At 71.6% G+C, this 14,748-nt stretch carries 17 protein-coding genes and 1 pseudogene; 16 read left to right on the top strand and 2 right to left on the bottom strand.

Going from position 1 to position 14,748, the window contains the following annotated elements; translation table 11 throughout:
- The first annotated feature begins 77 nt into the window (after positions 1-77).
- From map to truA, 8 genes are all read left to right on the top strand, one after another.
- Positions 78-914, top strand: a complete 837-nt coding sequence (gene map / locus LUW75_RS08610; RefSeq protein ID WP_250335089.1) for a type I methionyl aminopeptidase — start codon at positions 78-80, stop codon at positions 912-914.
- 168 nt (positions 915-1,082) lie between these two features.
- On the top strand, positions 1,083-1,304 hold the full coding sequence (gene infA / locus LUW75_RS08605) for a translation initiation factor IF-1 (protein WP_003956442.1): 222 nt from the start codon (positions 1,083-1,085) through the stop codon (positions 1,302-1,304).
- 58 nt (positions 1,305-1,362) lie between these two features.
- Positions 1,363-1,476: a 50S ribosomal protein L36 gene (gene rpmJ / locus LUW75_RS08600; RefSeq protein WP_003956441.1), complete on the top strand. Its 114-nt coding sequence runs from the start codon at positions 1,363-1,365 to the stop codon at positions 1,474-1,476.
- A 190-nt stretch (positions 1,477-1,666) separates the two neighbouring features.
- On the top strand, positions 1,667-2,047 hold the full coding sequence (rpsM, locus tag LUW75_RS08595) for a 30S ribosomal protein S13 (RefSeq protein ID WP_010473916.1): 381 nt from the start codon (positions 1,667-1,669) through the stop codon (positions 2,045-2,047).
- Positions 2,048-2,109: 62 nt separating this feature from the next.
- A complete protein-coding gene (gene rpsK / locus LUW75_RS08590; RefSeq protein WP_003956432.1) occupies positions 2,110-2,514 on the top strand; it encodes a 30S ribosomal protein S11 in 405 nt (134 codons plus the stop codon).
- A gap of 127 nt (positions 2,515-2,641) precedes the next feature.
- The gene (locus LUW75_RS08585) at positions 2,642-3,664 is read left to right on the top strand and encodes a DNA-directed RNA polymerase subunit alpha (protein ID WP_003956430.1); all 1,023 of its coding nucleotides are present in this window, start codon (positions 2,642-2,644) and stop codon (positions 3,662-3,664) included.
- An 80-nt stretch (positions 3,665-3,744) separates the two neighbouring features.
- Positions 3,745-4,239, top strand: coding sequence for a 50S ribosomal protein L17 (gene rplQ / locus LUW75_RS08580; protein ID WP_250335088.1), 495 nt, complete (start codon positions 3,745-3,747; stop codon positions 4,237-4,239).
- An 89-nt stretch (positions 4,240-4,328) separates the two neighbouring features.
- Positions 4,329-5,192: a tRNA pseudouridine(38-40) synthase TruA gene (gene truA, locus LUW75_RS08575; protein ID WP_250335087.1), complete on the top strand. Its 864-nt coding sequence runs from the start codon at positions 4,329-4,331 to the stop codon at positions 5,190-5,192.
- Here truA and LUW75_RS08570 read toward each other — a convergent pair.
- Positions 5,160-6,166, bottom strand: a pseudogene (locus LUW75_RS08570) (hypothetical protein). The gene truA and the pseudogene LUW75_RS08570 overlap by 33 nt on opposite strands.
- 56 nt (positions 6,167-6,222) lie before the next feature.
- Here LUW75_RS08570 and LUW75_RS08565 point away from each other — a divergent pair.
- From LUW75_RS08565 to glmM, 4 genes are all read left to right on the top strand, one after another.
- Positions 6,223-7,899 (top strand): ABC-F family ATP-binding cassette domain-containing protein, encoded by a 1,677-nt coding sequence (locus LUW75_RS08565; RefSeq protein ID WP_250335086.1) that lies wholly within the window; start codon positions 6,223-6,225, stop codon positions 7,897-7,899.
- Between the two features lie 273 nt (positions 7,900-8,172).
- Positions 8,173-8,616, top strand: a complete 444-nt coding sequence (gene rplM, locus LUW75_RS08560) for a 50S ribosomal protein L13 (RefSeq protein ID WP_010476323.1) — start codon at positions 8,173-8,175, stop codon at positions 8,614-8,616.
- Positions 8,617-8,656: 40 nt separating this feature from the next.
- Complete coding sequence (gene rpsI / locus LUW75_RS08555) at positions 8,657-9,175, top strand: 30S ribosomal protein S9 (RefSeq protein ID WP_250335085.1); 519 nt, start codon at positions 8,657-8,659, stop codon at positions 9,173-9,175.
- Between the two features lie 107 nt (positions 9,176-9,282).
- Positions 9,283-10,641 carry a phosphoglucosamine mutase gene (glmM, locus tag LUW75_RS08550; protein ID WP_250335084.1) on the top strand — a complete coding sequence of 453 codons (1,359 nt, stop codon included), beginning with the start codon at positions 9,283-9,285 and terminating at the stop codon, positions 10,639-10,641.
- Positions 10,642-10,752: 111 nt separating this feature from the next.
- Here glmM and coaA read toward each other — a convergent pair whose 3' ends face one another.
- The gene (coaA, locus tag LUW75_RS08545; protein WP_462933709.1) at positions 10,753-11,760 is read right to left on the bottom strand and encodes a type I pantothenate kinase; all 1,008 of its coding nucleotides are present in this window, start codon (positions 11,758-11,760) and stop codon (positions 10,753-10,755) included.
- A 146-nt stretch (positions 11,761-11,906) separates the two neighbouring features.
- Between coaA and LUW75_RS08540 the strand changes: the two genes are divergently transcribed.
- The 4 genes from LUW75_RS08540 to LUW75_RS08525 all read left to right on the top strand — a co-directional run bounded on the left by LUW75_RS08540 (position 11,907) and on the right by LUW75_RS08525 (position 14,745).
- Entirely contained in the window at positions 11,907-12,167 is a 261-nt protein-coding gene (locus tag LUW75_RS08540) for a type II toxin-antitoxin system Phd/YefM family antitoxin (RefSeq protein ID WP_250335083.1), read from the top strand.
- Positions 12,164-12,424 carry a Txe/YoeB family addiction module toxin gene (locus LUW75_RS08535; protein ID WP_250335082.1) on the top strand — a complete coding sequence of 87 codons (261 nt, stop codon included), beginning with the start codon at positions 12,164-12,166 and terminating at the stop codon, positions 12,422-12,424. The genes LUW75_RS08540 and LUW75_RS08535 overlap by 4 nt, the downstream gene beginning before the upstream one ends.
- A 108-nt stretch (positions 12,425-12,532) precedes the next feature.
- Entirely contained in the window at positions 12,533-14,380 is a 1,848-nt protein-coding gene (gene glmS / locus LUW75_RS08530; RefSeq protein ID WP_250335081.1) for a glutamine--fructose-6-phosphate transaminase (isomerizing), read from the top strand.
- Complete coding sequence (locus LUW75_RS08525; RefSeq protein ID WP_250335080.1) at positions 14,377-14,745, top strand: holo-ACP synthase; 369 nt, start codon at positions 14,377-14,379, stop codon at positions 14,743-14,745. The genes glmS and LUW75_RS08525 overlap by 4 nt, the downstream gene beginning before the upstream one ends.
- Positions 14,746-14,748: the final 3 nt, after the last annotated feature.

Genomic DNA, 14,748 nt, shown 5'->3' with positions numbered 1-14,748 from the left:
CGCGGGTGCGGCCCGTATCGTTGTACCGAGAGCCCCCCACTGGACCCTCCAGAGGTCCGAGAAAGGCGTTTGCCGTCATGGTGCAGATCAAGACCCCGGAGCAGATCGCGAAGATGCGCGAGGCGGGGCTGGTCGTCGCGGCCATCCACGCGGCGACGCGCGAGGTGGCCGTTCCGGGAGCCACCACCAGGGACCTGGACGAGGCGGCGCGGAAGGTGATCGCGGAGCACGGGGCGAAGTCGAACTTCCTGGGGCACGGCGGCTTCCCGGCGACGATCTGCACGTCGGTGAACGAGGTCGTGGTCCACGGCATCCCCGGCGAGGACGTCGTCCTGAAGGACGGCGACATCATCTCGATCGACGCGGGCGCCATCGTCGACGGCTGGCACGGCGACGCGGCGTACACCGCGTTCGTCGGATCCGGGCACGCGCCGGAGCTGCTGGAGCTGTCACGGGTGACCGAGGCGTCGATGTGGGCCGGCATCGCCGCGATGAGGAACGGCAACCGGCTGGTGGACGTCTCCCGCGCCATCGAGACGTACATCCGCCGCCAGCCCAAGCCGGGCGGCGGCAAGTACGGGATCATCGAGGACTACGGCGGCCACGGCATCGGCAGCGAGATGCACATGGACCCGCACCTGCTGAACTACGTGTCGCGCAGGCGCGGCAAGGGCCCGAGGCTGGTGCCCGGCTTCTGCCTGGCGATCGAGCCGATGGTGTCCCTCGGCACGCCGCGCACGGAGGTCCTGGAGGACGACTGGACCGTCGTCACGACGGACGGCACATGGTCCTCGCACTGGGAGCACTCGGTGGCCCTGACGGAGGAGGGCCCCCTGGTCCTCACCGCTCCGGACGGCGGTCGGGCGAAGCTGGCGGAGCTGGGCGTCACGGCCGCCCCGGACCCCCTCGCCTGACGGCCGGTCCCCGCGCCCCCCTGGCTTAGGGATCTTGTGAGGTGGGCAGGCTTGGGGATTCGTCTTTTCGAAGGGCCTCGCGTAGACTGATGCGTCGGCTCTCGTGTATCCGCGTGCCTGCACGCGGAAGCGGGAGTCGATCAAGGTAGCCGATTCGAAGGGCGAAGCGTGGCCAAGAAGCAAGGTGCCATCGAGATCGAGGGCACCGTGATCGAGTCCCTGCCGAACGCCATGTTCAAGGTGGAGCTCCAGAACGGTCACAAGGTCCTCGCGCACATCAGCGGCAAGATGCGGATGCACTACATCCGCATCCTCCCGGATGACAGGGTCGTCGTGGAGCTGTCCCCGTACGACCTGACGCGTGGCCGGATCGTCTACCGCTACAAGTAGATCTTGTCCGCGCCCCCTCCGCGGGGTGCTGGCACTGACCCGGAGAACCTCACATCCCATGAAGGTCAAGCCGAGCGTCAAGAAGATCTGCGACAAGTGCAAGGTGATCCGCCGCCACGGCCGGGTCATGGTCATCTGCGACAACCTGCGCCACAAGCAGCGCCAGGGCTGACGTACGCCGACCTACACCTACCTGCACCTCGCAGCTCACGCGCGACGCAAGTAACCCGTACATACGCAGTGCCCGCCGGGCCGTTCCGGCTGGCGACACCTCCGGCGGGGGCCGGGGACCTGGTCCGTACCTCGTACGGCGGCCAGAGAGCGGCACTGCGGAAGACCCCCGATCACACAGGAGCCAGTGAATGGCACGCGTTTCCGGTGTCGACATCCCGCGCGACAAGCGCGTGGAGGTCGCACTCACCTACGTCTTCGGCATCGGCCGCACCCTGGCGAAGGAGACCCTCGCCGCCACCGGTGTGAACCCGAACACCCGCGTTCGCGACCTGTCCGAGGAGGACCTGGTCAAGATCCGCGAGTACGTGGACGCCAACCTCAAGACCGAGGGTGACCTCCGCCGCGAGATCCAGGCCGACATCCGCCGCAAGGTCGAGATCGGCACGTACCAGGGTCTGCGCCACCGCCGTGGCCTGCCGGTCCGTGGTCAGCGCACCAGCACGAACGCCCGTACCCGCAAGGGCCCGCGTCGCGCCATCGCCGGCAAGAAGAAGCCGGGCAAGAAGTAGTCCGCAGCGGACTGTCCGCGGTCTTCGCTGTAGGACCGACCACCTCCCGTAGGAGTTAAGAGATGCCCCCCAAGGGACGTCAGGGCGCTGCCAAGAAGGTGCGCCGCAAGGAAAAGAAGAACGTCGCTCACGGCCACGCGCACATCAAGAGCACGTTCAACAACACCATCGTTTCGATCACGGACCCCTCCGGCAACGTGATCTCCTGGGCCTCCGCCGGCCACGTCGGCTTCAAGGGCTCCCGCAAGTCGACTCCGTTCGCCGCGCAGATGGCCGCCGAGTCGGCCGCCCGCCGCGCGCAGGAGCACGGCATGCGCAAGGTCGACGTTTTCGTCAAGGGCCCGGGCTCCGGTCGTGAGACCGCGATCCGCTCCCTGCAGGCGACCGGCCTCGAGGTCGGCTCCATCCAGGACGTCACGCCGACCCCGCACAACGGCTGCCGCCCGCCGAAGCGGAGGCGCGTCTGATCCCAGGTGCCCAGGCACCTGCGGTCGACGTGTTCGGGCGGAAGGACCCCTCCGGGTCCTTCCGCCCGTACCCTTGCCGTATCCGAGGACGTCAAATAGCGGGCGTCCACGACTGAAGGAAAACACCATGCTGATCGCTCAGCGCCCCTCGCTGACCGAAGAGGTCGTCGACGAGTACCGCTCGCGGTTCGTCATCGAGCCGCTGGAGCCGGGCTTCGGCTACACGCTCGGCAACAGCCTCCGCCGTACGCTTCTCTCCTCGATCCCGGGTGCGGCCGTCACGTCCATCCGCATCGACGGGGTCCTGCACGAGTTCACCACCGTGCCGGGCGTCAAGGAGGACGTCACCGACCTCATCCTCAACATCAAGCAGCTGGTCGTGTCCAGCGAGCACGACGAGCCCGTCGTCATGTACCTGCGCAAGCAGGGCCCGGGCCTGGTGACCGCCGCCGACATCGCCCCGCCGGCCGGCGTCGAGGTCCACAACCCCGACCTGGTGCTCGCCACGCTCAACGGCAAGGGCAAGCTGGAGATGGAGCTGACCGTCGAGCGCGGCCGCGGCTACGTCTCCGCCGTGCAGAACAAGCAGGTCGGCCAGGAGATCGGCCGCATCCCGGTCGACTCCATCTACTCGCCGGTCCTCAAGGTCACCTACAAGGTCGAGGCGACCCGAGTCGAGCAGCGCACCGACTTCGACAAGCTCATCGTCGACGTCGAGACCAAGCAGGCCATGCGCCCGCGCGACGCCATGGCGTCCGCCGGCAAGACCCTGGTCGAGCTGTTCGGTCTCGCCCGCGAGCTGAACATCGACGCCGAGGGCATCGACATGGGCCCGTCCCCGACGGACGCTGCCCTCGCCGCCGACCTGGCGCTGCCGATCGAGGAGCTGGAGCTCACGGTCCGCTCCTACAACTGCCTCAAGCGCGAGGGCATCCACTCCGTGGGTGAGCTCGTCGCCCGCTCCGAGGCCGACCTGCTCGACATCCGCAACTTCGGTGCGAAGTCGATCGACGAGGTCAAGGCGAAGCTGGCCGGCATGGGCCTGGCCCTCAAGGACAGCCCGCCCGGATTCGACCCGACCGCCGCCGCCGACGCCTTCGGCGCCGACGACGACGCGGACGCGGGTTTCGTCGAGACCGAGCAGTACTGATACCTGCCCGCGGGCGCCCGCCCGCGGGGCCCTGACACCGGTACCTGACACGGCCGGTGCAGATCACAAGGAGAAACACCATGCCGAAGCCCGCCAAGGGTGCCCGTCTGGGCGGCAGCGCCGCGCACGAGAAGCTGCTCCTCGCGAACCTCGCGAAGTCCCTCTTCGAGCACGGCCGCATCACCACGACCGAGGCCAAGGCCCGCCGCCTGCGTCCGGTCGCCGAGCGCCTGATCACCAAGGCGAAGAAGGGCGACATCCACAACCGTCGCCTGGTGCTGCAGACGATCACGGACAAGGGCATCGTCCACACGCTCTTCACCGAGATCGCCCCGCGCTACGCCGAGCGTCCGGGTGGCTACACCCGCATCACCAAGATCGGCAACCGTCGTGGCGACAACGCCCCGATGGCGGTCATCGAGCTGGTCGAGGGCGAGATCGCCAAGAAGGCGACCGTCGCCGAGGCCGAGGCCGCGACCAAGCGCGCGGTGAAGGAGGCGGACGAGGCCAAGGTCGAGGAGACCGGGGCCGACGACGCCGCCGAGGCTCCGGCCGAGGAGTCGAAGGACGCCTGAGCGTTCCGACGGCCACGGTTGACGGACGGGTCCGCCCCTGCGGGGGCGGGCCCGTCCCGTGTTGTCCCAGGTTTGAGAGGATCGTTCGCGTGAGCGATGAGGTGGAGCCCGGGTTCGTACGGGTACGGCTGGACCTGTCGTACGACGGCAGGGACTTCCACGGGTGGGCCAAGCAGGCCGGCGGACGGCGCACCGTCCAGGGGGAGATCGAGGACGCCCTGCGGACCGTCACGCGGTCCACCCGGACGTACGAGCTGACCGTCGCCGGACGCACCGACGCCGGGGTGCACGCCCGCGGCCAGGTCGCCCACGTCGACCTGCCCGGGGAGGTGTGGGCCGAGCACCGGGACAAGCTGCTGCGGCGGCTGGCCGGGCGGCTCGCGCACGACGTGCGGATCCGGCGCGTCGGGGAGGCGCCCGCCGGCTTCGACGCGCGGTTCTCCGCGATCTGGCGCCGCTACGCCTACCGCGTCACCGACGATCCCGGCGGCGTCGACCCGCTGCTGCGCGGGCACGTCCTCTGGCACGACTGGCCGCTGGACGCGGACGCCATGAACGCGGCCGCCGAGCGGCTGCTGGGCGAGCACGACTTCGCCGCGTACTGCAAGAAGCGGGACGGGGCGACCACCATCCGCACCCTGCAGGAGCTGCGCTGGGAGCGGCTGCCGAACGGGGTGCTGGAGGCGACCGTGCGGGCCGACGCGTTCTGCCACAACATGGTGCGCTCGCTGGTCGGCGCGATGCTGTTCGTCGGCGACGGGCACCGCCCGGTGGACTGGCCGGCGAAGGTGCTGGCCGCCGGGGTGCGGGACTCGGCGGTGCACGTCGTACGGCCCCACGGGCTCACCCTGGAGGAGGTCGGCTACCCGGCGGACGAGCTGCTGGCCGCCCGCAACCGGGAGGCCCGCAATCGGCGGTCCCTACCCGCCGGCGGGCGCGGCGGCTGCTGCTGACGCCTGGGCGCGACCGCGGGCGTAGATCTGGTTGAAGGTGAACCGGCCCAGGTCGTCACTGCTCCTGAAGACGGCCGTGTCGGACTGGGTGACCTTCCTGCCGTCGGTGAAGCCGGCCTGCGTGAAGTACGCGTAGCGGCCCAGCGCGTTGGAGCGGCGCAGGCAGACGGTGGCCCGGCAGAAGTCGCCGACGCCGCCGCCGGCGAGCGGGGTGACGCCGCCGCGGGCGTCCTCCTTCGCCCCCAGCGCCGCGGACCGGTCGGCGAAGAGGGCGACGCCGACGGTGACGGCGACTCCGTCGCGGGTGTACGTGGCGCGGATGACGCGGGTGCAGCCGTGCTTCTCCAGGACGGAGCCGAGCCCGTCCTTGCCGGCGGACGCGCAGTCCGCGGTGGAGCCGGTGGCGCCCTTGGTGTACACGCGGTCGCCGAAGGTGAGCTTCCCGCCGGGGAACAGGCCCTCCGCGTCCAGGGGGCCCTGTCCTTGGCGGCGGTGGAGATGAAGTCCATCGGGTCCGGCGGTGGCGGCGGGGCGACGGAGGAGAACGACGGCTGCGGGCCCGTCCCCTCGGTCGGCAGCTCGGCGCCGTCGGGGAGCGCGGTGGTGGAGCCGCCCGCCGCACCGCCGACCGGTCCGGGGGCGTCCTTGCCGCCGGAGACGACCGCGACGGCGACGACGGTGGCGATCGCGGCCGTGGCGAGGACGCCGCCGCCCGCCAGGAGCCAGCGCCTACGGCGCTGCCGGGCCTCGGAGGCCTCGGCGAGCGCGCTCCAGTCCGGAGTGCCGTCGCCCCCGGCACCGAACGGGGAGGCGGGCGGCTGCTGCCCGTGGGGCTGCGCGCCGTACTGCTGCTGTCCGTGCGGCGCGCCCTGCGGCCCGTCCCCGTACTGCCGGCGCCCCCCGTACGGGTCGTGGCCGGCGCCGTCGCCCGGCCGGTGCGGCTCCTGCGGCCACTGCGGTCCCCCAAAGCTCATGCCGCGCATCCTAATCCGGTTGGGCGCGGGCACGTCCGGCGGTCAGAATGCGACCCATGGGACATGTGGAGGTCGCGCATCTCGAGTACTTCCTGCCGGACGGGCGGGCGCTGCTCGGCGACGTGTCGTTCCGGGTCGGGGAGGGGGCCGTCGTCGCGCTCGTCGGACCGAACGGCGCGGGCAAGACGACGCTGCTGAGGCTGGTCGCGGGGGAGGCGCAGCCGCACGGCGGGACGGTCGCGGTGAGCGGCGGGCTCGGGGTGATGCCGCAGTTCGTGGGATCCGTGCGGGACGAGCGCACCGTGCGGGACCTGCTGGTGTCGGTGGCGCCGCCGCGCATCCGGGAGGCGGCGGCCGCGGTCGACGAGGCCGAGCACCTGATCGTGACCGTCGACGACGAGGCCGCGCAGCTGCGGTACGCGCAGGCGCTCAGCGACTGGGCGGAGGCGCGCGGCTACGAGGCGGAGACGCTGTGGGACATGTGCACCACGGCGGCGCTGGGCGTCCCGTACGACCGGGCGCAGTTCCGCGAGGTGCGCACGCTCAGCGGCGGCGAGCAGAAGCGGCTGGTGCTGGAGGCGCTGCTGCGCGGCCCCGACGAGGTGCTGCTGCTGGACGAGCCGGACAACTACCTCGACGTGCCGGGCAAGCGGTGGCTGGAGGAGCGGCTCGGCGAGACCCGCAAGACGGTGCTGTTCGTCTCGCACGACCGGGAGCTGCTGGCGCGGGCCGCGCAGAAGATCGTCGCGGTGGAGCCGGGCCCCGCCGGGGCGGACGTGTGGGTGCACGGCGGCGGCTTCGCCACGTTCCACGAGGCGCGGCGGGAGCGGTTCGCGCGCTTCGAGGAGCTGCAGCGGCGCTGGGAGGAGAAGCACGCGCAGCTCAAGCAGCTGGTCAACACCCTGAGGAACAAGGCCGCCTACAACGACGGGCTGGCCTCCCGCTACCAGGCCGCGCAGACCCGGTTGCGGAAGTTCGAGGAGGCCGGGCCGCCGCCGGAGCCGCCGCGCGAGCAGGACATCCGGATGCGGCTGCGGGGCGGCCGGACCGGGGTGCGGGCGGTGGAGTGCCGCGGGCTGGAGCTGACCGGGCTGATGAAACCGTTCGACCTGGAGGTCTTCTACGGGGAGCGGGTCGCCGTCCTGGGCTCGAACGGCTCCGGCAAGTCGCACTTCCTGCGGCTGTTGGCGGGTGACCCGTCGGTCGCGCACACGGGCGCGTGGAAACTGGGCGCCCGGGTCGTACCCGGCCACTTCGCGCAGACCCACGCCCTCCCGTCACCCGACCGCCACCCCTCATCGACGGCGCTCCGCGTCGACAGCGCGCCTTCCGAACCGGAGCACCGGACCCTGGTGGACATCCTGTGGACCGAGCACTCCAGGGACCGCGGCGGCGCCATGTCGGTGCTGCGCCGCTACGAGCTGGAGAAGCAGGGCGACCAGACGTTCGGGCGGCTGTCGGGCGGGCAGCAGGCGCGGTTCCAGATCCTGCTGCTGGAGCTGTCGGGGTCGACGGCGCTGCTGCTGGACGAGCCGACGGACAACCTGGACCTGGAGTCCGCGGAGGCCCTGCAGGCCGGGCTGGAGGCGTACGAGGGGACGGTGCTGGCCGTGACGCACGACCGCTGGTTCGCGCGGTCCTTCGACCGGTACCTGGTCTTCGGGTCGGACGGCGTCGTGCGGGAGACGGCGGAGCCGGTGTGGGACGAGCGGCGGGTGGAGCGCGGGCGGTAGGCGCGGCCCGCCGGATCCGCCGCTCTCCCGGGGGCTTCCGGCGGGTCTCGACGGGCATCGTTTTGACCCGTACGCGGGGCGGCGCGTATTCTTCTGGTTCGTTATGCGTACTGGCTTGCTCGATCTCACGTGAGAGGCCGTTACGCCGGTCCACCGGGCCGATGACCAGCGACCTGCACTCGGTTTGCGTCACCGACGTGTGGTCATGGCTGTCGTGATCGTCCGTGGTGGCCTTGACAGGACCCACTCACTGAAGAAGCGAAGGCTACGACCGTGCGTACGTACAGCCCCAAGCCCGGCGATATCACTCGCCAGTGGCACGTCATTGACGCCCAGGACGTCGTCCTGGGCCGCCTGGCCACCACCGCCGCCACGCTCCTCCGGGGCAAGCACAAGCCGATCTACGCGCCGCACGTCGACGCTGGTGACTTCGTCATCATCATCAACGCCGACAAGGTGCACCTGTCCGGCAACAAGCGGACCCAGAAGATGGCGTACCGCCACTCCGGCTACCCGGGCGGTCTGCGTTCCGTCCGCTACGACGACCTCCTCGCGAACAACCCCGAGAAGGCCGTGGAGAAGGCCGTCAAGGGCATGCTCCCGAAGAACTCCCTCGGCCGTCAGATGCTCTCGAAGCTGAAGGTCTACGCGGGCGAGAACCACCCCCACGCTGCCCAGCAGCCGGTTCCGTTCGAGATCACCCAGGTCGCGCAGTAAGTCCGGCCACCCCCAAGACGAAGAGAATCTGAGGAGCATCGTGGCCGAGACCACTGTTGAGAACCCCGTCGAGGGCGAGGAGACCTACGCCGAGGTCACCACCTTCGAGTCCGAGGCCCCCGTCGAGGGCGAGTACACCTCGGAGTCCCTGGCCTCCCGCTTCGGCGAGCCGCAGCCGGCCGCCGGCCTGGGCCGCCGCAAGAACGCCATCGCCCGCGTCCGGATCGTCCCGGGCACCGGCAAGTGGAAGATCAACGGTCGCACCCTCGAGGACTACTTCCCGAACAAGGTGCACCAGCAGGAAGTCAACGAGCCCTTCAAGGTGCTCGAGCTCGAGGGCCGCTACGACGTCATCGCCCGCATCGCGGGCGGCGGCGTCTCCGGCCAGGCCGGCGCCCTGCGCCTCGGCGTGGCCCGCGCCCTGAACGAGGCGGACGTGGACAACAACCGCGGCCCGCTGAAGAAGGCCGGCTTCCTGAGCCGCGACGACCGCGCGGTCGAGCGGAAGAAGGCCGGTCTGAAGAAGGCCCGCAAGGCGCCGCAGTACAGCAAGCGCTAAACACCGCGCCTGCTCGGTCTGCTCGTACGTACGCCCCGGCGGCACTCCCGTGCCGCCGGGGCGTACGTTTCTCCTTGGTCCATAGGCAAGTCTTTCGGAGGACGGTTGTGGGACGACTCTTCGGCACGGACGGCGTGCGCGGCGTCGCCAACGCGGATCTGACGGCGGAGCTCGCGCTCGGCCTGTCCGTGGCGGCGGCCCACGTGCTCGCCGAGGCGGGAACCTTCGAGGGCCACCGGCCCACCGCGGTGGTCGGGCGGGACCCGCGCGCGTCGGGGGAGTTCCTGGAGGCCGCCGTCGTGGCGGGCCTCGCCAGCGCCGGGGTGGACGTGCTGCGCGTGGGCGTCCTGCCGACGCCCGCCGTCGCGTACCTGACCGGGTCCCTCGGCGCCGACCTCGGCGTGATGCTGTCCGCGTCCCACAACGCCATGCCCGACAACGGCGTCAAGTTCTTCGCGCGCGGCGGCCACAAGCTGGCGGACGAGCTGGAGGACCGCATCGAGAAGGTCTACGAGCAGCACCGCACCGGCGAGCCGTGGGACCGGCCGACCGGCGCCGGCGTGGGCCGGGTCAGGGAGTACGGGCAGGGCGCCGAGGACTACGTCGCCCACCTGCTGTCCGCCCTGCCCAACCGGCTCGACGGCCTGAAGGTCGTCCTCGACGAGGCGCACGGCGCCGCGTCGCGGGTGTCGCCCGACGCCTTCACCCGGGCCGGGGCCGAGGTCGTCACCATCGGCGCCGCCCCGGACGGCCTCAACATCAACGACGGCTGCGGCTCCACCCACCTCGACATGCTGAGGGCCGCCGTCCTCGAACACGGCGCCGACCTGGGCATCGCCCACGACGGCGACGCCGACCGCTGCCTGGCCGTCGACCACACCGGCGCCGAGGTCGACGGCGACCAGATCCTCGCCGTCCTCGCCCTCGCCATGCGCGAGGCGGGAACGCTGCGCGGTGACGCCGTCGTCGCGACGGTCATGTCCAACCTGGGCTTCAAGCTGGCCATGGAGCGCGAGGGCCTGCGCCTCGTCCAGACCGCGGTCGGCGACCGCTACGTCCTGGAGGAGATGAAGGAACGCGGTTACGCGCTGGGCGGCGAGCAGTCCGGGCACGTCATCGTCCTGGACCACGCCACGACCGGCGACGGCACCCTGACCGGCCTGCTGCTGGCGGCGCGCGTCGCGGCGACCGGGCGGCGGCTGGCCGAGCTGGCCGGCGTCATGGAACGGCTCCCGCAGGTCCTGATCAACGTCAAGGACGTCGACAAGAGCCGCGTGCGGACCTCCGCCGAGCTGGGCGTCGCCGTCGCGGACGCCGAGCGGGCGCTGGGCACCACCGGCCGCGTGCTGCTGCGCCCGTCCGGCACGGAGCCCCTCGTCCGGGTCATGGTCGAGGCCGCGGACATCGAACAGGCCCGGTCGGTCGCGGGCCGGCTGGCCGACGCGGTCAAGGCGACGCTGGGCTGACCCCCCGCACGCGCAGGCGCCCCGCACGGTTCCGGACCGTGCGGGGCGCCTTCCGTCTCCGCGCGGGCCGTCCGGGAGGGGGTTCCCGTACGGGCCGTCCGCGCACCGGCCTCAGAGCTTGCGCAGGGAGAGCCGCTGGACCTTGTGGTCGGGCCCCTTGCGGACGACGAGGTTGGCGCGGCCGCGGGTGGGGGCGACGTTCTCCAGGAGGTTGACCTTGTTGACCGTCCGCCACGTCGTACGGGCGTACTCCAGTGCCTCCTCCTCGCTGACCTGGGTGTACCTGCGGAAGTACGAGGACGGGTCCTGGAAGGCGGTCTCCCGCAGCCGGCGGAAGCGGTTCAGGTACCAGCGCTCGATGTCCTCGGGCCGGGCGTCCACGTACACGGAGAAGTCGAAGTAGTCGGCGAGGCCCACCCGGGTGCGGCCGTCCTTGCCGGGCAGGGCCGGCTGGAGGACGTTGAGGCCCTCGACGATGAGGATGTCCGGGCGGCGCACGGTGAGGATCCCGCCGGGCACGATGTCGTAGATCAGGTGCGAGTAGACCGGGGCGGTCACCTCCTCCTTGCCGGCCTTGATGTCGGCGACGAACCGGGTGAGCGCCCGGCGGTCGTACGACTCGGGGAACCCCTTGCGGGAGGTCAGGCCGCGTGCTTGGAGCTCCTTCATCGGCAGCAGGAAGCCGTCGGTCGTGACCAGCTCGACGCGCGGGTGCTCCGGCCAGCGGGCCAGCAGCGCCTGGAGGAGGCGGGCCACGGTCGACTTGCCGACGGCGACGGACCCGGCGACGCCTATGACGAACGGGGTGCCGCGCTGGACGCCCTTCTCGCCCAGGAACGTGTTGAGCGCCCCGCGCAGGTTCGCGGAGGCACCCACGTAGAGGTTGAGGAGCCGGGAGAGCGGCAGGTAGACGTCGCGGACCTCGTCGAGGTCGATGACGTCGCCGAGGCCGCGCAGCCGCTCCACCTCCTCGGCGGTGAGCGGCAGGGGCGTCTTGTCCCGCAGCGCGCTCCACTCGTCCCGGGTCAGGTCGACGTACGGCGTCGACTCGGAACGCCGGGACGCGCCCGGGGGGATTCCGGGCGGGGGTGTGCTGCTTCGTGGCGGCGAAGTGATCACACGGCCATTGTCGGCCGTGCGGCCGCGCCGTGGGGGGTGGGCTCGGTCACGTGGGTGGAAGGAGGCTCATGCCCGGCGGACGGTGAATGGTACGGTGAAGTCGTACCGTACGGAAAAGTCGTACGACTCCGGGAGGGGGGTTGGGCATGTCGATCAGCGCCAGCAAGGCCCGGGACGAGCTGTTCCCGCTGATAGAGAAGGTCAACAACGACCACGAGCCGGTGCACATCACCTCCCGCAAAGGGAACGCCTACCTGATCGCCGAGGACGACTTCCGGGGGTGGCAGGAGACCGCCTACCTGCTCCGCTCACCGGCCAACGCCCGCGTGCTGATGGACTCCATCGCGGAACTGGACGCGGGGGAGGGGCAGATCGGGGACCTCGTGGACACGGGGGGCGACGAGTGAAGAAGCTGTTCTCCTCCACGGCCTGGGAGCAGTACGCGCACTGGGCGACCGCCGACCCGAAGATCCTCAAGAAGACCAACCGCCTCATCAAGGACATCGAGCGCACACCGTTCGAGGGCATGGGCAAGCCCGAACCGCTCAAGGGCAATTTGTCCGGTTGGTGGTCGCGCCGCATCACCGACGAGCACCGCCTCGTGTACCGCGCGCACGACGACCGCGTCGAGATCGCCCTGGCCCGGTACCACTACGGGGCTTGAGCCCGCCGCGCGGGGGACGGGGCGGGGCCTGCGCCGACGGGGCCGGGCCACGGCGGGCCGGGCGGGTGTGACGGGGTGTGCGGCGGCCGGGGCCGTAGGCTGCGGTCCATGTGCGGAATCGTGGGATACGTCGGCGGGCAGTCGGCGCTTGATGTCGTCATCGCGGGGCTGAGGCGGCTGGAGTACCGGGGGTACGACTCGGCCGGGGTCGCCGTGCTCGCCGACGGGGGCCTCGCCGCCGCCAAGAAGGCGGGCAAGCTCGTCAACCTCGACAAGGAACTGGCCACCCGGCCCCTGCCGGCCGGCTCCACCGGGATCGGGCACACCCGGTGGGCCACCCACGGCGGCCCGACCGACGCCAACGCGCACCCGCACCTCGACAACGCGGGCCGCGTCGCCGTCGTCCACAACGGCATCATCGAGAACTTCGCCGCCCTGCGCGCCGAACTCGCCGAGCGCGGCCACCACCTCGCCTCCGAGACCGACACCGAGGTCGTCGCGCACCTCCTCGCGGAGGCCCACTCGTCCACCGCCGACCTCCCCGAGGCGATGCGGCAGGTGTGCCGGCGCCTCCAGGGCGCGTTCACGCTCGTCGCCGTCCACGCCGACGAGCCGGACGTGGTCGTCGGCGCCCGCCGCAACTCCCCGCTGGTCGTCGGCGTCGGGGAGGGCGAGTCGTTCCTCGCCTCCGACGTGGCCGCGTTCATCGAGCACACCCGGTCCGCGATCGAGCTGGGCCAGGACCAGGTCGTCGAGCTGCGCCGGGACGGCGCCGTCGTCACCGACTTCGACGGGGCACCCGCCGACGTGCGCCCGTACCACGTGGACTGGGACGCGTCCGCCGCCGAGAAGGGCGGCTACGCCTCCTTCATGCTCAAGGAGATCGCCGAGCAGCCGAAGGCCGTCGCGGACACGCTGCTCGGCCGGATCGACGCCGAGGGGTCGCTGACCCTCGACGAGGTGCGCATCCCCGCCGCCGCGCTGCGGGAGGCCACGAAGGTGGTCATCGTCGCGTGCGGCACCGCCTTCCACGCCGGTCTCATCGCCAAGTACGCCATCGAGCACTGGACCCGCATCCCCTGCGAGGTCGAACTGGCCAGCGAGTTCCGCTACCGCGACCCGATCCTCGACCAGCGGACGCTGGTCGTCGCGATCTCCCAGTCCGGCGAGACGATGGACACCCTCATGGCGCTGCGGCACGCCCGCGAGCAGGGCGCCCGCGTGCTGGCCATCTGCAACACCAACGGCTCCACCATCCCCCGGGAGTCCGACGCCGTGCTCTACACGCACGCCGGGCCGGAGGTCGCCGTCGCGTCCACCAAGGCGTTCCTGACCCAGCTCGTCGCCTGCTACCTGGTCGCGCTGTACCTGGGGCAGGTGCGCGGCACCCAGTGGGGCGACGAGGTCCGCGCCGTCATCCGGGACCTCGCGCGGATCGCGGAGGACGTGGAGCGGGTCCTGGAGACCATGGAGCCGGTGCGGGAGCTGGCCCGATCCCTCGCCGGCCACGACACGGTGCTGTTCCTCGGCCGGCACGTCGGCCACCCGGTGGCCCTGGAGGGCGCGCTGAAGCTGAAGGAGCTGGCGTACATGCACGCCGAGGGGTTCGCCGCCGGCGAGCTGAAGCACGGGCCGATCGCGCTCGTCGAGGAGGGCCTGCCGGTCGTCGTGGTGGTGCCGTCGCCGCGCGGGCGGTCCGTCCTCCACGACAAGATCGTCTCGAACATCCAGGAGATCCGGGCGCGCGGGGCCCGCACCGTCGTCATCGCGGAGGAGGGCGACGAGGCGGTCGTGCCGTACGCGGACCACCTGATCCGCGTCCCGGCCACGCCGACGCTCCTCCAGCCGCTCGTGGCCACCGTGCCGCTGCAGGTCTTCGCCTGCGAGCTCGCGACCGCCCGGGGCAACGAGGTCGACCAGCCGCGCAACCTCGCCAAGTCGGTCACCGTCGAATGATCGTCGGGGTGGGGATCGACGTCGCCGAGATCGACCGGTTCGCGGAGGCGCTGGAGCGCACCCCGCAGCTCGCCGACCGGCTGTTCCTGGAGCGGGAGCTGTACCTGCCGAGCGGCGAGCGGCGGGGGGTCGCCTCGCTCGCCGCGCGGTTCGCCGCGAAGGAGGCCGTGGCCAAGGCGCTCGGCGCGCCGCCGGGGCTGCACTGGACGGACGCGGAGGTGTACGTGGAGGAGAGCGGGCGGCCCCGGCTGCGGGTGTGCGGCACGGTCGCCGCCCGCGCCGCCGAACTGGGAGTGCGGCACTGGCACGTGTCGCTCAGCCACGACGCGGGGGTGGCGTCCGCCGTGGTGATCGCCGAAGGTTGAGCC

Origin of the sequence: Streptomyces sp. MRC013, assembly GCF_023614235.1 — a bacterium.
Lineage (GTDB): Bacteria > Actinomycetota > Actinomycetes > Streptomycetales > Streptomycetaceae > Streptomyces.
Note: the sequence above shows the minus strand (reverse complement) of the source record. Positions and strands in the feature narration are given on the sequence as shown.